The organism is Streptomyces sp. NPDC057702 (assembly GCF_042799315.1).
Classification (GTDB): Bacteria; Actinomycetota; Actinomycetes; order Streptomycetales; family Streptomycetaceae; genus Streptomyces.
Genome location: NZ_JBHVJC010000011.1, coordinates 31,980 through 57,241, shown reverse-complemented (window position 1 = coordinate 57,241; position 25,262 = coordinate 31,980). Strand labels below are relative to the sequence as shown.

Here is a 25,262-nt window from a genome sequence, read left to right as displayed (position 1 = left end):
CGCGCACACGAACTCCCCCCGTGTGCACCGGTGATGCCCGAGTCCATTCCCGGCCAAAGCAGAGTTGAGCAAATCCAGAGGTTCGGCGCAGGATGTGCCGTATGAAGCGACCTCCGCTCAACCGCCGCCTCGCCGAATTCGGAACGACGATCTTCGCCGAAATGGCCGCTCTCGCCATCCGGACCGGCTCCATCAACCTCGGTCAGGGCTCCCCCGACGTCGACGGCCCCGAGGAGGTCAGGGAGGCTGCCGTGCGCGCGCTGCGCGACGGACGCGGCAACCAGTACCCCCCGGGCCCCGGTGTCCCCGAGCTGCGCACCGCCGTGTGCGCGCACCAACAGCGTTGGTACGGACTGGAGTACGACCCCGACCGCGAGGTCCTCATCACCGCGGGCGCCACCGAGGCGCTCGCGGCCTCCCTGATCGCCCTGCTCGAACCGGGCGACGAGGTCATCGCCCTGGAGCCCTACTACGACTCGTACGCGGCCGGCATCGCCATGGCCGGCGGCACCCGCGTCCCGGTCACGCTCCGCCCCGACCCCGAAGCCGGCCGGTACCGCCTGGACCTGGAAGAGCTGCGCGACGCCGTCACCGACAACACCCGGCTCATCCTTCTCAACACCCCGCACAACCCCACCGGCACCGTGCTCACCCGCGAGGAGCTGGCCGCGGTCGCCGACATCGCCATCGAGCGCGACCTGTACGTGATCACGGACGAGGTCTACGAGCACCTGGTCTTCGACGACCACGAGCACGTGCCCCTGGCCTCCCTGCCCGGCATGCGGGAGCGCACGATCTCCATCAGCTCCGCGGGCAAGACGTTCTCCTTCACCGGCTGGAAGGTCGGCTGGGTCACCGCCCCGCCGGAGCTGCTGGCGGCCGTGCGGTCGGCCAAGCAGTACCTGACGTTCGTGGCCTCGGGGCCGTTCCAGCACGCCATCGCCGAGGCGCTGACCCTGCCGGAGTCGTACTACACCGGCCTGCGCGACGACCTCGCGCTCAAGCGGGACCTCCTCGCGGACGGCCTGGCGGCGGCCGGCTTCACCGTCTACCGCCCGGCCGGCACGTACTTCATCACCACCGACATCCGCCCGCTGGGCCCCGAGATCTCGGCGGACGGCGACGGCCTGGCCTTCTGCCGCAGCCTCCCCGAGCGCTGCGGCGTGGTGGCCGTGCCCAACCAGTTCTTCTACGACCACCGCGAGGCGGGCGCCCCCTTCGTCCGGTTCGCCTTCTGCAAGCAGACCAGCTCCCTGGAGGAGGCCGTGGACCGGCTGAAGACTCTGCGCTGACCCGTCCGGGCCACACCATCCCGCCGCGCGGCACCCACCCCGCCGCGCGGCGGCAACCACACACCCCCCAGGGGCGTGCGCCCCCACTGCGCGACCGCTGTCCGGCGCACCCGCGACCGATCTCGGCCAAGGTGAGCCGGCCCCCGCCCCCGCCGCCTGGCTGGACTGGGCCCCCGCCGCCGCACGTGGCCCAGCCGTGACGGAACCGGGCCGGTCGACCGGGGCTCATCCGCTAGCGCCCGGCGTACGCCCGCTCACGACGACGGCGAGGGCCGGACTCAGGCGTACGCCGATCCCACCGAACGCGCCCGTTCGCCTCGCGGCCACCTCCGTGAGGCGGTGCGCGACGTGGTCGCTGACCGGCTCCGGGAGGGCTCCGGCGCGCGGCGCGGGGCGGAATGCGGGCGGGGCGCACGGTGACCCCGCCGGGGAGCACGCGAAGTGCTCCGGCGCGCGGAAGAGCGCCCCCATGGTCCCCCGGCATAGGCCAGCGGCGAGTGGAAGTAGACGCGCGGCGGGGGTGATGCGTACGACCGTGGCGCACGCGTCCGCGCTGGCCTGACCAAGGGCGTACGCCGGGCGCGCCTGTGGGCGGAGGCCGGACCGGGGGCACGCCGTAGACACCATGGCCGCCTCGGTCGACCGGCGCTGCCACGTCGTACGCAGCCGAGACGGTCTCCCGCCGGCACCATCGGCACCACTGGCACCGACCTCCCCGCATTCCTCACCCGCCCCAGCCGCTGCCCCGGGCCGCGCCTCCGGCGTCCCGGGCGGGCGGCGGCGGACCCGTTCGGCCCGCCCCGGGTCGCGGGCGCGCGGGGTCCGGCGCATCGTGGGGGAAGGCCGGGCTCCCGCCCGCATTCCCGGGGGCCCGGCCTCCCCCGTGCCGGCCCCGGCCCCCGGCCTCGCGGATTCCCGCCGCGCCGGCCGCCAGCCGCGTCGCCCCCCGGCGCGCCGTCCCTCCAGCGCCCGCGTACCCAGCCCCCACCCGCCGTCCCGCCCCGCGTCCGGCACGCGAAAGACCCGGTGGGCGCCGCCCGCCCACCAGGGACGGGCCGCGCTCACCGGGCCTCGTGTACGTGCCCCCGAGGGGGCGGACTCGCTCCGCGTTACTCCGCGCCCGGGGCGCCGTCGCCCGGCGTGCCCTCGATGTCGGCCTCCAGGCCGAGCTGCTCGGCCAGCCACTTGTCGAACTCGATCGAGGCCCGCACCCAGCTCACGGTGGAGGAGACGAAGTGCTCCAGGCTGACGCCGGTGCCGATCAGCATCTGCGCCTCGCCGATCAGCCGGACGCTGCCGTCGTCGTTCGTGTGACTGTAGACCTTCGGCCACAGGGTGCGGCGGTTCCAGTCGTCGGTCAGCTCCAGGAGCTGCGCCTTGTTCTCCAGCTCGTGCGGCCGGTCGTAGAACGTGCGCACCGAGAAGACCTGCTGCTCCTCCTCGCCACGGAACATGAAGTACGTACGGAACTGCTCCCACGGAGCGGCGAGGTCACCCTCGTCGTCCACGACGTACTTCAGCTCCATCTGTTCGAGGAGCTGCTTGACCAGGTCCTGGTCGGGGAGGACGGGGCCGCTCGGCCCAGCCTCCTGCGGTTCGGGCTGGCCCCCGAAATTCGGAATCGAGGACGGGTCGATGCTCACCGTGGTTTTCCCTTCGTACGGATTCCGCCATCCTCCCTCATCACCGCCCGGTCACCGCAACCCCGCACCCGCCGCGCTTCCGCTCGCCTCCGTGGGGGCCGCCGCGCCCGCCAGCGCGGTGACGGTCAGGCCCTCGGCGCCCAGCTCGTGGTCGACACGGACGGTGTCGCCGTCGCGCACCTCGCCGCCCAGGATGGCGCGGGCGAGCTGGTCGCCGATCGCGGTCTGCACCAGCCGGCGCAGCGGCCGCGCCCCGTACGACAGGTCGGGCCCGCCGCCGGCCTCCGGGGCGTCGACGGTCGGCTCGTGGCCGAGCCGGGCCAGCCACTCCAGGGCCGCGTCCGAGACGTCCAGGGTCAGCCGGCGGTCGGCCAGCCGGCGCTGGAGGTGGTCGATCTGGAGCTCGGCGATGCGGCGGAGCTGGCCGGTGCCCAGCGCGTGGAAGACGACCAGGTCGTCCAGGCGGTTCAGGAACTCGGGCCGGAAGGAGGCCCGCACCGTCTCCAGCACCTTCTCCCGCTTCTGGTCCTCCTTGAGCAGCGGGTCCACCAGGAAGGTCGAGCCGAGGTTGGAGGTGAGGATGAGGATGGTGTTGCGGAAGTCGACCGTACGGCCCTGACCGTCCGTCAGCCGTCCGTCGTCCAGCACCTGGAGCAGGATGTCGAAGACCTCGTGGTGGGCCTTCTCCACCTCGTCCAGCAGCACCACCGTGTACGGGCGCCGGCGCACCGCCTCGGTGAGCTGACCGCCCTCCTCGTACCCGACGTAGCCGGGCGGGGCGCCGACCAGCCGGGCCACCGAGTGCTTCTCGCTGTACTCGCTCATGTCGATGCGGACCATGGCCCGCTCGTCGTCGAAGAGGAAGTCCGCCAGCGCCTTGGCCAGCTCGGTCTTGCCGACGCCGGTGGGGCCGAGGAAGAGGAAGGAGCCGGTGGGCCGGTCGGGGTCGGCGATGCCGGCCCGGGTGCGACGCACCGCGTCCGAGACCGCCCGGACCGCCTCGCGCTGGCCGATCAGCCGCCGGCCCAGCTCGTCCTCCATACGCAGCAGCTTCCGCGTCTCGCCCTCCAGGAGGCGGCCGGCGGGGATGCCGGTCCAGGAGGCGACGACGTCGGCGATGTCGTCCGGGCCGACCTCCTCCTTGACCATCTTGTCCCGGTCGCCCTTCTTGGCCTCCTCCTCCGCCTCGGTGGCGGCGGTCAGCTCCCGCTCCACGCCCGGGATCTCGCCGTACAGCAGCTTGGACGCGGCGTCGAAGTCGCCCTCGCGCTGCGCGCGCTCGGCCTGTCCACGCAGCTCGTCCAGGCGCTCCTTGAGCTCGCCGACCCGGTTGAGGCCCTGCTTCTCCTTCTCCCAGCGGGCGCCGAGGCCGCGCAGCTCCTCCTCCTTGTCGGCGAGGTCGCGGCGCAGCTTCTCCAGCCGCTGCTTGCTGGCCTCGTCGCTCTCGTTCCGGAGGGCCAGCTCCTCCATCCGCAGCCGGTCCACGGCGCGCTGCAACTCGTCGATCTCCACGGGCGAGGAGTCGATCTCCATGCGCAGCCGGGACGCCGCCTCGTCCACCAGGTCGATGGCCTTGTCGGGCAGGAAGCGCGAGGTGATGTACCGGTCGGACAGGGTCGCGGCGGCCACCAGCGCGGCGTCGGCGATCTGCACCTTGTGGTGTGCCTCGTACCGGCCCTTGAGCCCGCGCAGGATCGCGACCGAGTCCTCCACGGTCGGCTCGGCGACCAGCACCTGCTGGAAGCGGCGCTCCAGGGCCGGGTCCTTCTCGATCCGCTCGCGGTACTCGTCCAGCGTGGTCGCGCCGACCATCCGCAGCTCGCCCCGGGCCAGCATGGGCTTGAGCATGTTGCCCGCGTCCATCGCGGAGTCGCCGCCGGCGCCCGCGCCGACGACGGTGTGCAGCTCGTCGATGAAGGTGATGACCCGGCCCTCGCTCGACCGGATCTCGGCGAGCACGGTCTTCAGCCGCTCCTCGAACTCGCCCCGGTACTTCGCGCCGGCCACCATCGCACCCAGGTCGAGCGAGACCAGCCGCTTGTCCCGGAGCGACTCGGGCACGTCGCCCTTGACGATGCGCTGCGCGAGCCCCTCCACGACGGCGGTCTTGCCGACGCCCGGCTCGCCGATGAGCACCGGGTTGTTCTTCGTACGCCGCGAGAGCACCTGCACCACGCGCCGGATCTCCTGGTCCCGCCCGATGACCGGGTCCAGCTTTCCCTCGCGCGCGGCGGCCGTGAGGTCCGTGCCGAACTTCTCCAGCGCCTTGTACGTGCCCTCCGGGTCCCGGCTGGTCACCCGCGTCCCGCCCCTGGTGGTCTCGAAGGCGGCGAGCAGCCGCTTGGCGCTCGCCCCCTGCTGGTTGAGGAGCTCCCCGCTGGGCCCGCCCTTGGCGGCGACGCCGATGAGCAGGTGCTCGGTGGAAACGTACGCGTCGCCAAGATCCTTGGCACGCTGGGCGGCGTCGGCCAGCACGGCCAGCAGGTCCCGGCTGGGCTGCGGCGGCGCGACGGTCGAGCCCTGGACGCTCGGCAGCGCGGCGAGCTGTCGCTCGGCGCCGGAGCGCAGGGTGGCCGCGTCGGCCTCGACGGCGGCCAGCAGGTCCATCAGGTTCTCGTTGTCCTGCCCGCTGAGCAGGGCCAGCAGCAGATGGGCTGGCGTCAGGTCCGCGTGCCCGCTCGCCACGGCACGCTCGTTGGCGGCGCTCAGCGCCTCCTGGCTCTTGTTGGTCAGCTCGGCATCCACGGTCGCGCTCCTCCTTGCTCCTGGCCCACGGTCCCACCGTCCTGCTCTTGGCAACCTACGATAAGTTGAGTCTAGTGCACTCAACTTAATTTCGCCCACCCCTCCTGGAGCCCTCACCGGGCCGGCCCCACTCCGAGCGACCCGCCCGCCCACGCCCCCGGTTCCCGCACCGGCTTCCGCACCGTTCCCACTCCACGTCCGACGGTGCGGGACACCCCGGGCACCCGCACGGCGGCGCCCGCGACACCCCGGCCACCGACCCGGCCGGGCGTTGTCGCCCCTACGGCATGGGTATGCGTACGACAATCGGCCAGACGAGTGAGCGACAGACGGGCCACGGGGACAGGTCAGGGATGCGTACGGGGCGGGTCGGACATGGGTGAGGACGCGAGACGCGCCCCGGAAGGTGGCTCCGGGCGCGCCGCACGCACCCGGCTGCGCGCGCTGTGTACCCCGCTGACCGCGCTCGGGCTGCTCCTGGTGCTGATCGGCGCCGTCACGCTGTGGGTCGGCAAGGGCGCGCACCGCCTGGCCACCGGCGAGACGGCCAGGGTCCGCACCATCGAGCGTTGCGCCGAGGACGACAACGCCGCGCCCACCTCCTCCTGCGGCAGCGAGTGGATCTTCGCCGACGGGCACACCGGCCACGGCCGCATCCACGACCCGCCGGTGACCCTGGGCGACAAGATCTTCGCCGGCGACGACTGGGCGTACACCTCCAGCGGCCCGCTCCACCGCGACGTGTGGCTCCCCGGCGCCCTGCTCTGCGCGCTGGTCCTGGCCGCCGTCGCCCTGGGCATCGGCTACCGCGTCGACACCCGCCGCGCCCGGGCGACCCACCACGCGCCGGGCCCGGCCGACCCGCCGCCCTCCGCCCGCGCCAGCCCACCCGTCGACGCGTAGCCGCCCCGAGCCACCCCCACACGACCGGCCCGGACCCTCACACGGCCGGCCGGGCCCCCACGCGGCCGGCCCGCCGCCCCGCGTCCGGACCCGCCCGCGAGCCCGGCACAGCCCCGGCCCTCGGGCCCGCCACCACGGGCCGCGTCCCGCCGATCCCGGCGGCGGGCCCGCCGCCGTCAGCCCCGCGCCGGCCACGGCGAGCCGTCGACCGGGCCGGGCCGTGGGCCGGATTACGCTGCCCGCCATGGCTATCGATCTTGACCGCCCCGACCCCGCCTACGTCGCCTTCTGGCGCGAGCGCCACCTGTGCACCCTCACCACCCCCCGCCCCAACGGCACCCCGCACGTGACACCGGTCGGCGTGACGTACGACCCCGAGTCCCGCATCGCCCGGGTCATCTGCCGCAGGACCAGCACCAAGGTCGCCAACGTGAGCGCCGCCGGCCCGACCGGCGCGCTGGTCGCGGTCTGCCAGCTCGCCGGCGCCCGCTGGGCCACGCTGGAGGGCCGGGCCCGGGTGCGCACGGACGCGGCCAGCGTCGCCGAGGCCGAACGCCGCTACGCCGAGCGCTACGGCCGCGACCCCAGACCCAACCCCGAACGCGTCACCATCGAGATCGCCCTGACGCGCGGCATGGGAAAGATCTGACCCACCCCACCCCCGGGCCCCCACCGACGGACCGCCGGCGCGCCGGGCCCACCGTCGACCGCCACCCACGCCCGGGAGCCGCGCCGGCGCGCGTCGGGCACCCGGCGCGCCAGCGCGGGCCGAACCCACGAGCTCCGCCCGTCCCCCCGCGCTCCCCGCCCCACGACACGCGCTCCGCACGGCACTACTGACCTGGCCACAAGCTGCCACCACCCCCCGCTGTGGACCGTGCGCGACCGCCGACCAGCACGTACCGCCGCATGAGCGACGAATGCCCACGAATTCTCACGCTCCGTCACCCACCACTTGCCGCTTTCCCACCGGTTCGGCCGGTATCGCCGCGTGCCGTGTCCACATGCCGGGACAACGCCCTGGTTAGCGACCACCGAGCCGTGGCAAGCTACAGCTACCGAAGGGGCGTAGCTCAATTGGCAGAGCACCGGTCTCCAAAACCGAAGGCTGTAGGTTCGATTCCTGCCGCCCCTGCTGTAGAAGACGAAGCTAGTGCGGCTCGGTCCAGCCACTGACGCCACATCAGGCGCCGGCGCTGGCCCGGGCGTTCAGCACTCCCGAAGCGCCACACGGAACACCGCGAAGGCCGGACCTCACGGGCCCGGCCTTCTTTCCCCGCAGGGGGGCGCTCCAGCACCTGATACCTGCCGAGCCAGCGGCTGTCGAACGTGTGGTGTGAGCAAGGAGCGGCACTCTCCTCGCGATGGCGACGCGAAACAGTTCGGGTGCCGGACCCAGTTCCTGGCCAGCGATACCGGCAGGGAGAGACCCCGCCTCCTGGCGTTCGGCGACCCCGATATGAGGCGGAGCAGCTTTCCAGGGTCGAGCACTTGGGCCACCAGGCCACGAAGCTGGCTCGGCTCGGCTCACTGACCTCGCCCCGACGACTCGCACAGACAGGCGCTCTGCGGTCAGTGCTCTCAACAGGTGGCGGTCAGGGTGCTGTTGACATCTGGGGGCATCCCCGCGTGCGCGGGGACCAGTAGAAATCTTCGCGGGCTTCCATGGCGACCCGAGGACCACCCCCGCACGCGGGGACCAGGGATAGCCCGTATCGCAGCTCCGTTGGGCTTCAGGACCACCCCCGCGTGCGCGGGGACCAGCGGGATTCCGGCCGCCTCCAGCGCCTCGCGGAGGGACCACCCCCGCGTGCGCGGGGACCAGCTTGGACGCGCTTCCGCCACGCTGACACTGCCGGGACCACCCCCGCGTGCGCGGGAACCAGAGTGACTGACCTGCGGGTTTACCCGCCGCGAGGCCGGTTTTCTGCGACTTCCACTGATCGCGACCTAACGCCCAGCTGCGACAAACACCCCACCTGCGCCTCCCCCGACCCGCCGGGCGCTGAAGCCGCCTGCCCTGGCTTCAGTCGTGAGGGCTGACGCTACCTGGGGCTGGGGGCAGGGGCGGGCTGGTCGGGCTCGTGGTGGGCGCTCCACGAACGGCCCCCGGCGATCGTCGCGGGCGGGCTCGCCCGGCCGCTCGGGCAGCGGTCCGTGGTGCACGATCCAGGCCGTGGCCAGGTCGTCGGACGGGGTGAGCACGTGCGCGAGCCATCGCGCCGGCGGGGTGGGCGCGACCCCGGGGTGCGCCCACCGTGGGCCTGGGCCTCGGGTGCGGTCGGTGTGCGGCACCCGGGCCATGCCATCGGTGCGTATCCGGATGTGTGGGGCGAGCATCGCGTACCGCCAGTGCCAGCCCCCGAGGCCATCGGCGCGGAGCAGCCAGGCGCAGGACCACGGGGGCCGAGGTGGCGCACAGCGCCACGGAGGACCTCCTCAAGCACGGCGACGGCGCGCGCGTGCGGCGGTATCCGGCTGGAGCGGACGGGCGGTCCGCGGGAGGTGGTGAAGGAGTGCGTGCGCCGCACGAGTCCGGTGTGACGAGGGCACGGCCGGGCCGTGCCCTCAGGCGACCCGGCCGTGGACGCGGTCGCGGTGTTCGGTCGGGCGGACGCCGAGCGTGCGCTTGAAGGCGGCACTGAGGGCGTAGGAACTGGAGTAGCCGACCTGGCGGGCCACCGCGGCGACCGTCGCGTCGCTGTCGGCCAGCAGGTCGGCGGCCCGGGAGATGCGCCACTCGGCGAGGTAGGCCATCGGCGGGCGGCCGACGAGGTGGGTGAATCGCTGGGCGAAGGCGGCCCGGGAGACCCCGCTCCGCGCCGCGAGCTCGGCGACGGTCCACGGGTGTGCCGGATCGTCGTGGAGGGACCGCAGGGCCCGGCCGACCACCGGGTCGGTCTGCGCGCGGTACCACGCGGGGACATCCGTCGTCGGCAGCTTGAACCACTCGCGCAGGCTGGAGACGAGGAGCAGGTCGAGCAACCGGTCAAGGACGACGTCACGCCCGGGGCTGTCCCCGCCGACCTCGGTGGAGATCATGTGCAGCGTGGGGCAGCCGCCCGGCAGCGCGGGGACGCGGGCGAGTGGGGGCAGCGCGTCGAGGACGCGGCGCCCGACCTGGCCGTTCACCTCGTACGTGACCTTCAGCAGCACGGCCGCCTCGCCGGGGAGGCCGTCCCGGCGGCACATCGGCAGTCCGCCGCCGAGCGCCCTCCCGTCGGGGGCGGTACAGGCCCCGTCCCGATCGACCACGGCGACGGCCTGTGTGGCGGGGTCGTCCGCGACGGTGAAGGGTGCGGGGCCGCGTACGAGAGCGACGTCCCCCGTGTGCAGCGACACGGCGTCCGCGCCGTCGGGGGTTGCCCATGCCTCGCCGCTGAGCATGGTGAGCAGCGTCAGCGACGTCTCCTCGGCGAACCGCAGGGACCACGGAGGGCGGAGCGTCGACTGGTCGAAGAGGGCTCCGGCGGGACGGATGTCGCGCAGCAGGCTCGACAGGGCATCTCCCATGCCCGACAGCCTAGACGGCCGAACAGACGCATGAACATCGATTGCGGAGCTTTGATTATCGCTCGTCCAACCGCTCGCCGGTTGGCTGGCCCCTGTGCCTACTTCACTCACTTCCCCTCCGGGCCCGCGGCCGGTGCCTGCCCGTGTCCGACGGCCGTGGGTCGGTCTCGCCGTACTCCTCCTGCCCACCCTGCTGATGACCGTCGACCTGGGCGTCCTGTGGCTGGCGACGCCCGCGTTGGCGGCCGATCTCGTGCCGTCGAGCACCCAACTGCTGTGGATCAACGACGTGTACGGCTTCGCCATCGCGTCCCTGCTGGTCCTGTCCGGCAACCTCGGTGACCGCTACGGACACCGCCGGCTCCTGGTCGGCGGCGTCTCCGTCTTCATCGCCGCCTCGGTCCTGGCCGCGTGGGCGCCCGGCCCGGAGGCGCTGATCCTGGCCCGGGCGGTCCTCGGCGCCGCCGGAGCGGCCATCCTGCCGGCGACGCTGGCGCTGATCAGCCACATGTTCACCGACCCCGTGGCGCGGGCGCGGGCGATCGCGCTGTGGGTGACGGCCCTGTCCAGCGGTATCGCCGTCGGTCCCGTGGTCAGCGGAGTCCTGCTGGAGCACTTCTGGTGGGGCTCGGTGTTCCTGCCCGCCGTTCCCGTCATGGCCCTCGTCCTGGCCGCCGTGCCGACGCTGGTGCCTCGTCCGCCCACGGCCGGGGCCAGGAGACTCGACCGGGTCGGCGCTCCCCTGCTCCTGCTGACGTTGCTGCCGCTGGTCTACGCGATCAAGAGCGGGGGCGAACACGGCCTCGCCCCGGGGACGTTCACCGCGGCGGCCGTGGGGCTGACTTTCGGCGTCCTGTTCCTACGACGGCAACGGCGCGTTATGGCACCACTGTTGGACGTACGACTCTTCGCCGACCGCACCTTCACCGCCGCCCTGGTCCTGATGTTCATCGGCCTGGCCGCGATGAACGGTGTGGAGTACCTGATGCCGCAGTACCTCCAGGTCGTCACCGGTGCGTCCCCGGTGCGGGCCGGTCTGCTGATGGTGGTTCCCGCCGTCGGTCTCGCCGTGGGCTCACAGCTCACGCCGGTGCTCGCGCGGCGGATTCGTCCGGCGTACGTGATCGCCTGGGGCGCGGCGTCGGCGGGGGCGGCCTTCGCGGTGCTTGCCACGCTGCCCGCCGACGAGTCCGGTGCGCTGAGGGCGGTCGGCGCGGCGACGGTCATGATGTTGGGCCTGGCCCCGATCGCCGTACTCGGCACCGGCATCGCCGTGGGGGCCGCTCCACCCGGCAGGAACGGTCAGGCCACCGCGATCGGGCAGACCGCCTACGAACTCGGCCTCGCCTTCGGTATCGCCGCCACCGGCAGCGTGATGGCAGCGGTGTACCGGCACCGCGTACACGCCGGGGCTCCGGCCGACGCACCCGTGGAGGCGGTGTCGCGGGCGGCCGACAATGTGGGCGGCGGCCTCGCGATCGCCGAGCGCCTACCCGGCGAGACGGGTCGGTCCATGGCCTCGGCCGTGCGTGCGGCGTTCACCTCCGGGCTGCACGCCGCGGCGATCGTCGGCGGTGCTCTGTCCGCCGTACTGATCGTGCTCGTACTCCTGCTGCTGCGGCGCGTGTCCCCTACGCGCACCCCGCAGTCGCCGGCCGTGGAGAAGTCCCCGCTCGGCCGGGCGCAGGACCAGGGACCGTGTCAGGGCCATCCACACGGCCGGGCCCAGCCGTGACCATCGAAGGCACGGCCCCTCCACGCTTCCGCACGACCGTCGCCGACCGCACCCCCGAAGGTCGGCGAGCGCGCCCGCCGTCCTCCCCGCACGTTCCGCTACCTGACGGGTGGCGGCAGCTCTACGGGAGCACGGCCGCCCGGTGCACTGGCGCGCGCCAGTGCACGTTCGGGCCGGCCTGCCGGTCGGCCGGCGGCACGCCCGCGTAGGCCAGGCCGGCCGGCAGCGAGGGCACCACCAGGACGGCGGCCGGAGTCGGCCCCCCACCATCACGGGGCGTGCGGCACCCCACCGGGAGGCACGAGCCAGATCGCGGTACGCGCGGGAGTCGACGATCGCGGCGGCCGACGCGGCCAGCCCGTCGAGAACTCCGCACGCCCGGTCCCCGACGGCGGCGCAGGTCCGTACGGCGGCCCAGCGCCGACCGGTCGGCAGGAGCACGCCTCCCGCCACAGGGGCCCACCCCCGGTCGAGGGCCGTCATCGCGACCGCTCCGGCCGCTGGGCCACGATCACCTGAGCCAAGTCCTCGGCGCACGTGAGGAGTCGCACCGAGGTGGAACGCGCCACCGCACCAGGTGGGCACGGGCGCGCGGCGGGGCACGCCGCTCGCCACGTCAGTCGCTCACCAGGTCACCCGCCGCCCCGTCGGTCGGTCAGCTTCCACAGCCAGCCGAGCTGGCGCAGCCCCAGGCGGCGGGCGACGTTCTGGGAGGCCAGATTGGCGGCCGTGGTGCTGTAGAAGAGGCGCTTGCCGCCCGAGGTCGCGGCCATGACCCGGGCCCACGCCGCGGTGACCGTCGCCGCGTGGCCCCGACCGCGATGGCCCGGCCGGGTCCACACCCCGGCCTCGGCGGCCAGCTCCGACGCGCACGGCGTATGGCAGATCGCGACGACCCGGCCCGCCTCCACGGCCATCGCCCAGGGGCCGAGGGCTCCGTCGAGGAGATCGTCCCACTCCCCCGCGCCCCAGTTGCCCGGGTTGGCCGCGCGCAGCGCCGCCCGCCCCGGTTCCGAGGAGGTGACCACCTCGGCCGTCGGCGCGAACCGCGTACCGGGCGCGACGAGATAGCTCGGCGCCGAGATCAGCGTCGCCTCGCCGGTGGCCGCCTCGACCAGCCGCCGCGCCCGCACGACCGCCTCCGGCACCCCGTACGCCCCCTCCCGCCCCACGCAGTCCGGCCCTCCCTCGACCGGACCACCACTCGCCGGGCCCCCGCCGCCCGCCGCGCCGGCCAGCAGCACCGGGCGCACCCTCGCGACGGTCGCCCGCACCTCGGCCAGCACCCTCTCGGGCACGCTCGCGTCGGCCGCGACCCGCACCCCGTCGGCCGCGGCGGCCACCACCAGCCGGGGCGCGTCCGGGCCGGTCAGCCGGCCGTCCCCGGTCACGGTCCAGTTCGCGCCCAGTTGCAGGGACAGCAGTTCCCGGTCGGCCGGGACGAGTTCACCCTCATGCACACCCCCACCGTACGAAGCCCGCGCCCCGCCCCGCCAACGCCCCCACCCAGCCGACGTCCCGGCCCACGCGCCCCGCCCGCCTAACGCGCACCGCCCGCCCCCGGACACGCCGGTGGGCCCGCCGTCCCCGAGGGGTCGACGGGCCCACCGCTGTCGCGTCCAGGGCGCCGAGGCGTCGGCGTGCGCGGACTAGTCCTGCCCTGGCCTGCGGGGCCGCCACACCACCAGCGCGCTGGTCTGCCGCACCTGGTCGTAGGGGACCAGGTCACGGCGGTAGGAGGCGTGCACGGCGGCCTCACGCTGCCGCATCGCCGCCGCCGCGCCGTCCGCCGCCTGCTGGAGCTCGGCGACCCGCTGCTGGAGCGCGGCCACCTGGTTCTCCAGCTCGATGATGCGCTTGATGCCCGCCAGGTTGATGCCCTCGTCCTGGCTGAGCGCCTGCACCTGCCGCAGCAGGCTGATGTCACGGGCTGAGTAACGCCGACCACGGCCCGCCGTGCGGTCCGGGGAGACCAGACCGAGGCGGTCGTACTGACGGAGGGTCTGCGGGTGCAGACCGGAGAGCTGGGCGGCGACCGAGATGACGTACACCGGTGAGTCGTCGGTCAGCTCGTAGGGGTTGCGGCTGCCGCCGCCTGGGCGTGCGCCTCGGCCGTCCATCTCATTCTCCCTTCGCGGCCTGGAACAGCTCGGCCCGCGGGTCCTCGTCCACCGTGGCCTCGCGGTAGGTCTCCAGCGCCTCCCGCGCCTTGTCACTGAGCTCGCCCGGCACGGCCACCTCTATGGTGACCAGCAGGTCGCCCCGGGTGCCGTCCTTGCGGGTGGCGCCCTTGCCACGGGCCCGCATGGTGCGCCCGCTGGGCGTGCCCCCGGGCAGCTTGAGGGTGACGGGCGGCCCGCCCAGGGTCGGGACCCTGATCTCGCCGCCCAGGGCCGCCTCGTCGAAGGCGACGGGGACCGTGATGGTGAGGTTGTCGCCCTTGCGGCCGAAGACCGGGTGGGCGTCGACGTGGACCACGACGTACAGGTCGCCGGCCGGGCCGCCGGTCTCGCCGGGGGCGCCCTTGCCGCGCAGCCGGATGCGCTGCCCGTCGCTGACGCCCGCCGGGATCCGGACCTGCATGGTGCGCGAGGAACGGGCGCGCCCGCTGCCCTTGCACTGGTCACACGGGTCCTGGGCGATCAGGCCCCGGCCCCGGCAGTCCACGCACGGGTCGGTGAGCGAGAAGCCGCCCCCGCCGCCCCGGCTGACCTGCCCGGTGCCGACACAGGTCGGGCACACCCGGGGCGAGCCGTTCTTGTCGCCGGTGCCCTGGCACGCCTTGCACGGCGCCTGGCTCGACATGCGCAGCGGCACGGTCGCGCCGTCCACCGCCTCGGTGAAGCTGAGCGTCACCTCGGACTCGACGTCCTGGCCGCGCCGGGGCTGGGTCCGGGTGCCCGGCCCGCCACGGTTGAACAGGCCGCCGAACACGTCCCCGAGTCCGCCGCCGAAGCCGCCGGCGCCCGGCCCGCCGGGCTGCGGTCCGCCGCCCCCGAACAGGTCGCCGAGGTCGAAGTTGAAGCTGCCGGTGCCACCGGGGCCGCCCGGCCCCGGGCGGAAGCCGCCGTTGCCGAACAGCGCCCGCGCCTCGTCGTACTCCTTGCGCCGCTTGGGATCGGCGAGGACGTCGTTGGCCTCGGAGATCTCCTTGAAGCGCTCCTCGGCCTTGGCGTCACCGGTGTTGGCGTCCGGGTGGTACTCGCGGGCGAGCTTCCGGTACGCCTTCTTGATCTCGGCTTCGGTGGCGTCCTTGGGGACGCCGAGGACCTTGTAGTAGTCCTTCTCGACGAAGTCCTTGGTGCTCATCCTCGACGTCCCTCCTCTCCGTACATCACGTCAGCCCTCGTCCGGGCCACCGTTCTCCTCGTCAGACGCCTCATCGCCCTGGCCTGCCTGACTGGCGCCCGGCTGCGGCTCGGCGACGGCGACCCGCGCGGGACGAATCGTTCGCTCGCCGATGCGATACCCCGGCTGGAGGATCGACACGCACGTGGTCTCGGTGACGTCCGGCGCGTAGCTGTGCATCAGCGCCTCGTGGATCAGCGGGTCGAAGGGCTCGCCCTCCTTGCCGAACTGCTGGAGACCCAGCTTGGCGACCACGGTCTCCAGGGACTCCGCCACCGACTTGAAGCCGCCGACCAGCTCGCCGTGCTCGCGGGCCCGACCGACGTCGTCGAGCACCGGCAGCAGCTCGGAGAGCAGGTTGGCCGCAGCGATCTCCTTGACCGTGACCCGGTCGCGCTCCACCCGGCGGCGGTAGTTCTGGTACTCCGCCTGGAGGCGCTGGAGATCAGCGGTGCGCTCGTTGAGTGCCGTACGAACCTGGTCGAGCTGAGCCGTCAGCGCCACGTCGTGCTGTGCTTTCCCGTCGAGGCCGGCATCTGGTGCTTCCCCGGCCGAGGCCGCCGGGCCCGCCGCGTCGGCGGACCCGGCCCCCTTCGCCGCGTCGGACTTCGACGCGGCGTCGGGGGTGGCGTCGGAGGGGACGTCGGGCTGCTCGTCGAAGCCCGGAGTCTCCTCCGTCACGCCGCACCGCCCTGGCGGTTGTCCTTCTCGTCGTCGACGATCTCGGCGTCCACGACGTCGTCGTCCTTGGCCTGACCGGCACCGGCACCAGCGCCGGCGGCGCCCTCGGCGCCCGGCGTGCCGGCGGCGGCCTGACCGTCGGCGTACATCGCCTGGCCGAGCTTCTGGCTGACGGTGGCGACCTTCTCGGTGGCCTCGCGGATGGCCGCGTTGTCCTCGCCCTTGAGCTTTTCCTTGAGGTCGGTGACCGCGGCCTCGACCTCGGACTTCACGTCACCGGGGACCTTGTCCTCGTTGTCGCTGAGGAACTTCTCGGTCTGGTAGACGAGCTGCTCGGCCTGGTTACGCGTCTCGGCGGCCTCGCGGCGCTTGTGGTCCTCGTCCGCGTACTGCTCGGCCTCGCGCATCATGCGCTCGATGTCGTCCTTCGGCAGCGCGGAGCCACCGGTGACGGTCATCCGCTGCTCCTTGCCGGTGCCCAGGTCCTTGGCGGAGACGTGCATGATGCCGTTGGCGTCGATGTCGAAGGTGACCTCGATCTGCGGCACGTTGCGCGGCGCCGGCGGCAGCCCGGTCAGCTCGAACATCCCGAGCTTCTTGTTGTACGCCGCGATCTCGCGCTCGCCCTGGTAGACCTGGATCTGCACGGACGGCTGGTTGTCCTCGGCCGTCGTGAAGATCTCCGAGCGCTTGGTCGGGATCGTCGTGTTGCGCTCGATCAGCTTGGTCATGATGCCGCCCTTGGTCTCGATACCAAGCGACAGCGGCGTGACGTCGAGCAGCAGGACGTCCTTGACCTCGCCCTTGAGCACACCGGCCTGCAGCGCGGCGCCGATGGCCACGACCTCGTCCGGGTTGACGCCCTTGTTGGCGTCCTGACCGCCGGTCAGCTCCTTGACGAGCTCGGCGACGGCCGGCATGCGGGTGGAGCCACCGACGAGCACCACGTGGTCGATCTCGGACAGGGCGATGCCCGCGTCCTTGATGACGTTGTGGAACGGCGTCTTGCAGCGCTCCAGGAGGTCCGAGGTGAGCTGCTGGAACTGGGCGCGGGTGAGCTTCTCGTCCAGGTGCAGCGGGCCCTCGGCGGAGGCCGTGATGTAGGGCAGGTTGATCGTGGTCTCGGTGGACGAGGACAGCTCGATCTTCGCCTTCTCCGCGGCCTCGCGGAGACGCTGGAGCGCCATCTTGTCCTTGGACAGGTCCACGCCGTGCCCGTTGTTGAACTGCTTGACCAGGTAGTCCACGACGCGCTGGTCCCAGTCGTCACCACCGAGGTGGTTGTCACCGTTGGTGGCCTTGACCTCCACCACACCGTCGCCGATCTCCAGGAGCGACACGTCGAAGGTGCCGCCGCCGAGGTCGAAGACGAGGATGGTCTGGTCGTCCTTCTCCAGCCCGTAGGCGAGAGCGGCGGCCGTCGGCTCGTTGACGATGCGCAGGACGTTCAGGCCCGCGATCTCGCCGGCCTCCTTGGTCGCCTGACGCTCGGAGTCGTTGAAGTAGGCGGGGACGGTGATGACCGCGTCCGCGACCTTCTCGCCCAGGTACGCCTCGGCGTCGCGCTTCAGCTTCTGCAGGATGAAGGCGCTCATCTGCTGCGGGTTGAAGTCCTTGCCGTCCAGGTTGATCTTCCAGTCGGTGCCCATGTGGCGCTTGACCGACCGGACGGTCCTGTCGACGTTGGTCACGGCCTGGCGCTTGGCGACCTCGCCTACCAGCACCTCGCCGTTCTTCGCGAAGGCGACGACGGACGGCGTGGTCCTGGCGCCCTCGGCGTTGGTGATGACGGTGGGCTCACCGCCCTCGAGAACACTGACGACGGAGTTCGTCGTACCCAGGTCGATGCCGACCGCACGTGCCATGTCAATCCTCCAGCCAACTTGAGTGGAACAGGCTCAAGCGTGCATGATCCAGAATTTTCTGTCAACAGAGCTGAGTCGAGCACGCTCAACTTTTATGTGGCCCTTATTCGCGCGCGGCCGAAAACCGCACCCCAGACCGCCCACGGCCACCCCCGGGCCGCGCCACGCCCCCGGACCCACGCTCCCCATGAGACATCCCGCGCCCCTCCCCCGCACCCGCGAGCGCCAGCGACGCCGACACCCGGGCCCGGCCGTACGCCCCCGCCCGGAGGCCACCCCGACCCGACCGCCCGCGACCCCGAGGCCCCCACCCCGAGACCGTCGCGCGCCGCCGACGGCACGGCCGGGGACGCCGTACCCCGGAGGAATCCGTGCATCGAGGGGCGCCCCGAAGGGCAGGTGAGGGCGATAAGGCAACCCTGAGCGACGCATATCACCGGCTCGTCGAGTGCGCCGCCTTGGTGATCCTCGATAATCTCGGCGAAGACCAGATAAGTTACTGCTTAGTAAGTCCGCTTTCGTAGGTTCGAGGAGCCGCCATGCAACTCGCCGCGATCATCGTGTCGCTGGTCCTCATCGCGGTCGGCGTCGCGCTGTTCGGCCGTGCCCTGCTCCAGATCTTCCACTACGTACGGCTCGGCCAGCCCGTACCGGCGGGGACCAGGACCGACGACCCCGCGCAACGCACGATCACCGTGGCCAAGGAGTTCCTCGGCCACACCCGTATGAACCGCTGGGGCGTCGTCGGCGTCGCGCACTGGTTCGTGGCGGTGGGCTTCTTCTCGCTGCTGCTGACCATCGTCAACGCCATCGGACAGCTCTTCCGGGCGGACTGGCTGATCCCGGTCATCGGCGACTGGCTGCCGTACGAGGTCTTCACCGAGTTCCTCGGGCTGATGACGACCCTCGGCATCCTGACGCTCATCGTCATCCGTCAGCTCAGCAAGCCCGGCAAGGCCGGCCGCAAGTCCCGTTTCACGGGGTCGAACTTCGGCCAGGCGTACTTCGTCGAGGCCGTCATCCTGATCGTCGGCCTGTCGATCATGACGCTGCGCGGCCTGGAGGGCGCCCAGCACCACGTCGCGTCGTACGAGGCCGGCTTCTTCGCCTCGTACCCGCTGGTCGCCGCCTTCCGCGAGCTCGACGTCAGCACGCTGCAGAACCTGACGTACCTGGTCGCGATGATCAAGATCTCGACCTCCTTCATCTGGATGATCACGGTCGCCCTCAAGACCGACATGGGCGTGGCCTGGCACCGCTTCCTGGCCTTCCCCAACATCTGGTTCAAGCGCGAGGCCGACGGCTCCACCGCGCTGGGCGCGCTCCAGCCGATGGTCTCGGCGGGCCAGCCGATCGACTTCGAGGACCCGGGCGAGGACGACCAGTTCGGCGTCTCGCAGGTCGAGCACTTCTCCTGGAAGGGCCTGCTCGACTTCTCCACCTGCACCGAGTGCGGGCGCTGCCAGTCGCAGTGCCCGGCCTGGAACACCGGCAAGCCGCTCTCCCCGAAGCTGCTGATCATGGGCCTGCGCGACCACGCGCACGCCAAGGCGCCGTATCTGCTGGCCGGCGGCGGCAAGGACGCCGAGGGTGCCGAGCGGGGCAGCGAGGAGCAGCTCGCCCAGGTGCCGGCCGCCGCGCTGGCCGAGGCCGAGCGCCCGCTGATCGGCACGCTGGAGGAGAACGGCGTCATCGATCCGGACGTGCTGTGGTCGTGCACCACCTGCGGCGCCTGCGTCGAGCAGTGCCCGGTGGACATCGAGCACGTCGACCACATCGTCGACATGCGCCGCTACCAGGTCATGATCGAGTCCAGCTTCCCCAGCGAGGCGGGCACGATGCTCAAGAACCTGGAGAAGAAGGGCAACCCCTGGGGCCTGGCCAAGAAGCAGCGGCTCGCCTGGACCAAGGAGGTCGAGTTCGAGGTCCCCGTCGTCGGCAAGGACGTCGAGGACCTGACCGAGGTCGACTACCTGTACTGGGTCGGCTGCGCGGGCGCCCTGGAGGACCGGGCCAAGAAGACCACGAAGGCGTTCGCCGAGCTGCTGCACATCGCGGGCGTGAAGTTCGCGATCATGGGCGGCGACGAGGCGTGCACCGGTGACTCGGCCCGCCGCCTGGGCAACGAGTTCCTCTTCCAGCAGCTCGGCCAGCAGAACGTCGAGATGCTGAACGCGGCCTTCGGCGAGGACGCCGAGGAGGGCGTGACGGTCGAGAAGGCGAAGAAGAAGATCGTCGCGACCTGCCCGCACTGCTTCAACACGATCGCCAACGAGTACCCGCAGCTCGGCGGCGAGTTCGAGGTCATCCACCACACCCAGCTGCTCCAGCACCTCATCGACGAGGGCCGGCTGGTCCCGGTGACGCCGGTCGAGGGTCTGATCACCTACCACGACCCGTGCTACCTGGGCCGGCACAACAAGGTCTACACGCCGCCGCGCGAGATCATCGCCAAGGTGCCGGGGCTGCGGAACGAGGAGATGCACCGGCACAAGGAGCGCGGCTTCTGCTGCGGCGCCGGCGGTGCCCGGATGTGGATGGAGGAGCGCATCGGCAAGCGCGTCAACGACGAGCGGGTCGACGAGGCGCTCTCCCTCAACCCGGACATCGTCTCCACGGCCTGCCCGTTCTGCCTGGTGATGCTCACCGACTCGGTCAACGGCAAGAAGGCCGCCGCCGAGAGCGGCTCCGGCACGGGCGTCAGGCCCAAGGAGTCGCTCCAGGTCGTGGACGTGGCACAGCTCCTGCTCGACTCGGTCAGGACCCCGGCCGGGCCCGAGGGCCCGGACGGCGCGGAGGAGCCCGCGCCGGCGCCCGAACCCGAGCCCGTGACGTAGTCGCCGGGCCGCCCCGGCGGCTCCCGCGCACGCCGGTGGGCGTGGACCGAGCACCACGGTCCACGCCCACCGGCGTTCCCGGCCCGCCCACCGGCGTTCCCGGCCCGCCCGGCGCCGTTCCCGGCCCCGCCCGGCGCCGAGATCGCGGGCCCGCGGGGGCGCGGTACGCCGGCTCGCGGTGCGCGGGGCCGCCGTCCGTCGGTCGGGCCGTCCCGAGGGCGCCGTGAGGGCAGCCGGCGAGCGCCGCGAGGGCACGGCGGGGGCGCCCACGAGGGCACCGCGCTCCCGGTCACGTCCCGTTCCCCGTACAGGTATCCGGGTCGGCTGTCACAATCCGTGCATGAGTTTTTTCGAAGGGTTGATCATCGCCGACCCGACCGAAGAGCCCGAAACCCCCACCCGGCCGCCGCTGCCCGCGTACGAGGCTCCGCAGGACGAGCCACTGCCGCCGGAGCGCTGGTTCATCCCCGCCCGCATACCGCACACCGCCGAGCTCGGCGCGGGCCCCGACACCCGGGTCATGCTCAGCGGCTGGCACGTGTGGCCCCGCTCGGTCACCATCCGTGTGGAGGTCTTCCGCCGCCGCACCACGGTCGGGGGTCCGGCGCGCCACCCCTCGGCGACCGGCGCCCTGCGCTGCGGGATGCTGCTCGGTGACGGCCGCAAGGTCACCACCCTGGACGCCCCCGCCCCGTCGGCCACCGGCCCGACCGGCCCGAGTCTGCGCCTGGAGGGCGGCGGCGAGGGGTTCCACGAACACCTCGTCCTGCACCTGTCCCAACTGCCGCCCGAGGGGCCCCTGGAGCTGGTCGTGGAGTGGCCGGACGAAGGCGTCCCCGAGACCCACTCGACCTTCGACGGCACCCTCGTCCGCCACGCGGGCGCCGAGGCCGTCCCGATCTGGCCGGAGACGGACCCGCTCGCCACCTCGCCGGCCCAGGCTCCGGCGACCCGCTAGGCACGCGCGCGGACAGTGGCCCACGGCCGGGCCCGGTCGGGCACGACGGGCGGGCCCGGCCCCCCGCCGGCACGCCGCGGGCGGTATGGGTCACTGTTCGACCGGCGGCGGGCGCCCGTGCGCCGGCCCGCCCCAGGTCACCGCGCCCGCCGGGCGCCGCGCCCCGCCGCCGCTCCCGGCCCGCGACCCGGGTGACCAGCGAGAACGGCCCATCCGGCGACCGTTCGGGCAGTTTGGCCCGGAACAGCCCCGAAGCGGGCGAAAACCGGATGCCAGTGCGACTCTTCGGAACTACGGTCCAGAACATGGAACGACACTCCACCCTGCGGTTCGGCGAGGTGCCCGAGACCCGTCTCGACGAGGCGCTCGACCTCTCCTACCTCGCCTTCCTCGACACGCCCGAAGACGACGAGCGCAAGCACCACCACGACACCCTGCGTGAGTGCTCCCGCGTGGGCGCGTACGACGCCGACCGACTGGTGGGCCTGATGGCCACGTACGACGACTTCACACTCTCGCTGCCCGGCGGCGAGCTGCCCGCGCCCGGCCTGACCTTCGTCTCCGTCGCCCCCACCCACCGGCGCCGGGGCGCGCTGTCGGGGATGATCGCCGAGCAGTACCGCAGGTTCCGCGCGGCGGGCGTGCCGCTGGCCTGCCTGTGGGCGTCCGAGGACGCGATCTACGGCCGGTACGGCTTCGGGACGGGCACCCGCGGGCTGACCGTGACCATCGACTCCTCCCGCCCACTGGCCCTGCGCATCGCCCCGGACCAACGGCCCCTGCGGCTGGTCGAGGTCGCCGACGCGCCCGCGCTGCTCGGCCCGTACTACGAGCGCACCCGCTCCGCGCGCGCCGGCCGCATGGCCCGCCCGGAGCGCTGGTGGCGCGAGGAGTGGCTGGTCGAGAAGGACCCCGAGGACGACGACATGAGCCCGCCGCGCATCGTGGCCCTGGGCGAACCGCTGGCCGGGTACGTCATCTACCGCACCAAGTCCGACGGCGAGGGCCCCGGCAGCGTGCACCTCATCGACCTGGAGGCCGACACCCCGGCCGTCGCCGCGGCCCTGTGGCGCTACCTGGCCGACATCGACCTCACCCACCACGTGAGCGCGTGGGGCCGCCCGCTGGACGATCCGCTGCTGCACTTCTGCGCCGACCGCGACCAGGTGCGCGTCACCGGCGAGGAGTCCGGGCTGCGGGTGCGCCTGGTGGACGTGCCGGCCGCGCTGCGCGCCCGGGCCTGGGCGGCCGACGTGGACGTGGTGCTGGAGATACGGGACGCGCAGATCCCCGCCAACGCGGGCCGGCACCGGCTCTCGGTGACCCGGGGCGTCTGCGCGTACGAGCCGACCGACGCCCCGGCCGACCTCGCGCTCGACGTCCGCGAGCTCGCCGCCGGCTACCTCGGCACCATCCCGGTGCGCGAACTGGCGCACGCGGGGCTCGTCACCGAGCACACCGAGGGCGCGGCGGCGGCGCTGACCGCCGCGCTGCGCACCGACCTCATGCCGCACACGATGGACGACTTCTGACGCGTCCCCCACGCGGTGCGTCGCGGCGCGAGCGGGCGGCCGGCGGGCGACGGAGCGGCGTTACGGGGCGGGCCGTGGTGCGGACGGGGGCGGGCGCGGCGCGGACGGGGGCGGGGCGGGCCGTGGTCGGGCTCACCGGGGCGCTCGCGACCGGCGTGCCGGCCGCCCGCCGCATCCGGTTCGCGGCGGCCTCCCGCCCTCTCCCGCGCCGTCGTTGACACGCGCCACACCGGTAAACCCCAAGGTCAGCGGGGGGCTAGCCCCCCGGGGTTCCCCTAGGGGATGTCACAGCTCGGCCGCAACGGCCGCGCGATTCCCCGCCGCCCGGTCACCGAGACCGTCGGGACCAGGTACGTTCGAATCGTGGCTGGATTCAGGATCGGACGCGGACGCGACTCCCGCTCGGGACAGCAGGGACAACAGGGACAGCGGGGACCGTACCCCGGGCCCCCCGGACCCCCCGCCCCCGGGGGGCACCCGGGGCACGGCGGGCACCTCGGGCAGCCCGGTTCACGGCAGGCGCCCCCGCCGTACGGGCAGCGAGGCGCCCCGCCGTACGGCTCGGCGCCCTACGGCCGGCCCGGCGGCGGCCAGGGACACCCCGGCGGCCCGCCGCACGGGCCGGGCCCCGGTCAACGGCCGCCCCAGGCACCCGGTCCGTACGGGCCGAGCGCGGGCCGCGTCCAGTGGCCGCACCCGGCGCAGGGCCAGCCCAACGACGAGCCGGAGTACTTCGGCGACGGCGGACACGACCCGTACTACGCGCCGAACGGCGGCCAGGGCGGTCCGGGCGGCTATCCGGGCCACGGCGGCGGCCAGGGCGGGTACGACCCGCACAACAACCCGGGCCACACCCAGCAGTTCAGCCTCGGCGAGGACCCGTCGTACGGCCCCCAGGGTGACTACGACGACGGGTACGACGACGGTCAGGTGGGCGCCTACCGCGCCGGCCAGCCCGCGCCGCCCGCCGGCCCCCGGCTGCACTGGAAGGACCTGTTGCGCGGCATCGTGCTGCGGCCGGGCCCGACGTTCTGGCAGATGCGCGACCACCCGATGTGGCCCACCGCGCTGACCGTCTCGTTCGTCTACGGCCTGCTCGCCGTGTTCGGTCTCGACCAGGCGCGTGAGGAGGTGCTCAACGCCTCGCTGTCCAACAGCGTCCCGTGGATGCTGAGCACCGCGGTCGCGGTCGTGCTCAGCGGTCTCATCCTGGGCGCGGTCACCCACACCCTGGCCCGCCAGCTCGGCGGCGACGGCGCGTGGGCCCCGACCATCGGCCTGTCGATGCTGATCACCTCGATCACGGACGCGCCGCGCCTGCTGTTCGCGATGTTCCTGGGTGGCGACAGCTCGCTCGTCCAGGTCCTGGGCTGGGCGACCTGGATCGCGGCGGGCGCGCTGTTCACCTCGATGGTGAGCAAGTCGCACGACCTGCCCTGGCCCAAGGCCCTGGCGGCCAGCGCGATCCAGCTCGTCGCGCTGCTGTCGATCATCAAGCTGGGCACGCTGTAGTCCGCGCGCGGACCAGCCAGCCGCACACCGAAGGGCCCGGAACCGTCGAGGTTCCGGGCCCTTCCGTCGCGTCCGCCGCCTGTCCGGACCGGTGATCGGCCGAGTGGCCGTCGTCGGCCGGGCCCGCGTCGGGCCGGGTGCGCGTCGGGCCGGGTGCGCGTCGGCCGCGCGCGGCTCAGGCGTCGCGCACCTGACCCTCGCGCCGCACCACGGGGGGCTCGACCGACCAGGGGAAGTTGATCCACTGGTCGGTGCGCTTCCAGACGTACTCGCACTTCACCAGCGACTGCGTCTTCTCGTAGATCACCGCGCTGCGCACCTCGGCGACCGTGCCGACGCAGAAGTCGTGCACGAGCTTGAGCGTCTTGCCGGTGTCGGCGACGTCGTCGGCGATCAGCACCTTCTTGTCGGAGAAGTCGATGACGTTGGGCACCGGCGCGAGCATGACCGGCATCTCCAACGTGGTGCCGATGCCGGTGTAGAACTCGACGTTCACCAGGTGGATGTTCTTGCAGTCCAGCGCGTACGCGAGCCCGCCGGCGACGAACACGCCGCCCCGCGCGATCGAGAGCACTATGTCCGGCTCGTACCCGTCGTCCGCGATCGTCTGCGCCAGCTCCCGAATCGCCCGCCCGAACAGGTCGTACGTCAGATTCTCCCGCACCGCACTCATCTCACTTCGCCCCGCTGTCTCTGGT

17 protein-coding genes and 1 tRNA gene are annotated in these 25,262 nt (G+C 73.0%); 9 read left to right on the top strand and 9 right to left on the bottom strand.

The window, feature by feature from the left end:
- Positions 1-101 precede the first annotated feature (101 nt).
- The gene (locus ACFVFR_RS10300; protein WP_383699490.1) at positions 102-1,292 is read left to right on the top strand and encodes a pyridoxal phosphate-dependent aminotransferase; all 1,191 of its coding nucleotides are present in this window, start codon (positions 102-104) and stop codon (positions 1,290-1,292) included.
- Between the two features lie 1,109 nt (positions 1,293-2,401).
- Here the strand turns inward: ACFVFR_RS10300 and ACFVFR_RS10295 are convergent.
- Entirely contained in the window at positions 2,402-2,935 is a 534-nt protein-coding gene (locus ACFVFR_RS10295) for a YbjN domain-containing protein (protein WP_383699488.1), read from the bottom strand.
- Positions 2,936-2,986: 51 nt separating this feature from the next.
- Positions 2,987-5,680: an ATP-dependent chaperone ClpB gene (gene clpB / locus ACFVFR_RS10290; protein WP_383699486.1), complete on the bottom strand. Its 2,694-nt coding sequence runs from the start codon at positions 5,678-5,680 to the stop codon at positions 2,987-2,989.
- A gap of 375 nt (positions 5,681-6,055) precedes the next feature.
- Here clpB and ACFVFR_RS10285 point away from each other — a divergent pair, with 375 nt between their 5' ends.
- The 3 genes from ACFVFR_RS10285 to ACFVFR_RS10275 all read left to right on the top strand — a co-directional run bounded on the left by ACFVFR_RS10285 (position 6,056) and on the right by ACFVFR_RS10275 (position 7,718).
- On the top strand, positions 6,056-6,583 hold the full coding sequence (locus tag ACFVFR_RS10285) for a hypothetical protein (protein ID WP_383699484.1): 528 nt from the start codon (positions 6,056-6,058) through the stop codon (positions 6,581-6,583).
- 244 nt (positions 6,584-6,827) lie between these two features.
- Complete coding sequence (locus ACFVFR_RS10280; RefSeq protein ID WP_383699482.1) at positions 6,828-7,232, top strand: pyridoxamine 5'-phosphate oxidase family protein; 405 nt, start codon at positions 6,828-6,830, stop codon at positions 7,230-7,232.
- 413 nt (positions 7,233-7,645) lie between these two features.
- A tRNA-Trp gene (locus ACFVFR_RS10275) sits at positions 7,646-7,718 on the top strand.
- 1,433 nt (positions 7,719-9,151) lie between these two features.
- Here the strand turns inward: ACFVFR_RS10275 and ACFVFR_RS10270 are convergent.
- A complete protein-coding gene (locus ACFVFR_RS10270; RefSeq protein ID WP_383699480.1) occupies positions 9,152-10,096 on the bottom strand; it encodes an AraC family transcriptional regulator in 945 nt (314 codons plus the stop codon).
- Between the two features lie 133 nt (positions 10,097-10,229).
- Between ACFVFR_RS10270 and ACFVFR_RS10265 the strand changes: the two genes are divergently transcribed.
- Positions 10,230-11,831, top strand: coding sequence for an MFS transporter (locus ACFVFR_RS10265; RefSeq protein WP_383699478.1), 1,602 nt, complete (start codon positions 10,230-10,232; stop codon positions 11,829-11,831).
- Positions 11,832-12,463: 632 nt separating this feature from the next.
- Here ACFVFR_RS10265 and ACFVFR_RS10260 read toward each other — a convergent pair.
- From ACFVFR_RS10260 to dnaK, 5 genes are all read right to left on the bottom strand, one after another.
- Complete coding sequence (locus ACFVFR_RS10260) at positions 12,464-13,291, bottom strand: GNAT family N-acetyltransferase (RefSeq protein WP_383699476.1); 828 nt, start codon at positions 13,289-13,291, stop codon at positions 12,464-12,466.
- A gap of 189 nt (positions 13,292-13,480) precedes the next feature.
- Entirely contained in the window at positions 13,481-13,951 is a 471-nt protein-coding gene (locus ACFVFR_RS10255) for a heat shock protein transcriptional repressor HspR (protein ID WP_383699474.1), read from the bottom strand.
- 1 nt (position 13,952) lies between these two features.
- A complete protein-coding gene (gene dnaJ, locus ACFVFR_RS10250; protein ID WP_383699471.1) occupies positions 13,953-15,140 on the bottom strand; it encodes a molecular chaperone DnaJ in 1,188 nt (395 codons plus the stop codon).
- A 30-nt stretch (positions 15,141-15,170) separates the two neighbouring features.
- Positions 15,171-15,860 carry a nucleotide exchange factor GrpE gene (grpE, locus tag ACFVFR_RS10245; protein ID WP_383699469.1) on the bottom strand — a complete coding sequence of 230 codons (690 nt, stop codon included), beginning with the start codon at positions 15,858-15,860 and terminating at the stop codon, positions 15,171-15,173.
- Complete coding sequence (gene dnaK, locus ACFVFR_RS10240; protein WP_383699467.1) at positions 15,857-17,725, bottom strand: molecular chaperone DnaK; 1,869 nt, start codon at positions 17,723-17,725, stop codon at positions 15,857-15,859. Before dnaK ends, grpE begins: the two co-directional genes overlap by 4 nt.
- 539 nt (positions 17,726-18,264) lie before the next feature.
- Between dnaK and ACFVFR_RS10235 the strand changes: the two genes are divergently transcribed.
- From ACFVFR_RS10235 to ACFVFR_RS10220, 4 genes are all read left to right on the top strand, one after another.
- A complete protein-coding gene (locus tag ACFVFR_RS10235) occupies positions 18,265-20,562 on the top strand; it encodes a (Fe-S)-binding protein (protein WP_383699465.1) in 2,298 nt (765 codons plus the stop codon).
- Positions 20,563-20,902: 340 nt separating this feature from the next.
- On the top strand, positions 20,903-21,520 hold the full coding sequence (locus ACFVFR_RS10230; RefSeq protein WP_383699463.1) for a hypothetical protein: 618 nt from the start codon (positions 20,903-20,905) through the stop codon (positions 21,518-21,520).
- Positions 21,521-21,825: 305 nt separating this feature from the next.
- Entirely contained in the window at positions 21,826-23,052 is a 1,227-nt protein-coding gene (locus ACFVFR_RS10225) for a GNAT family N-acetyltransferase (RefSeq protein WP_383699461.1), read from the top strand.
- A gap of 363 nt (positions 23,053-23,415) precedes the next feature.
- Positions 23,416-24,564: a Yip1 family protein gene (locus tag ACFVFR_RS10220; protein ID WP_383699459.1), complete on the top strand. Its 1,149-nt coding sequence runs from the start codon at positions 23,416-23,418 to the stop codon at positions 24,562-24,564.
- A gap of 175 nt (positions 24,565-24,739) precedes the next feature.
- Here ACFVFR_RS10220 and ACFVFR_RS10215 read toward each other — a convergent pair whose 3' ends face one another.
- The gene (locus ACFVFR_RS10215; RefSeq protein ID WP_383699457.1) at positions 24,740-25,237 is read right to left on the bottom strand and encodes a phosphoribosyltransferase; all 498 of its coding nucleotides are present in this window, start codon (positions 25,235-25,237) and stop codon (positions 24,740-24,742) included.
- Positions 25,238-25,262 lie beyond the last annotated feature (25 nt).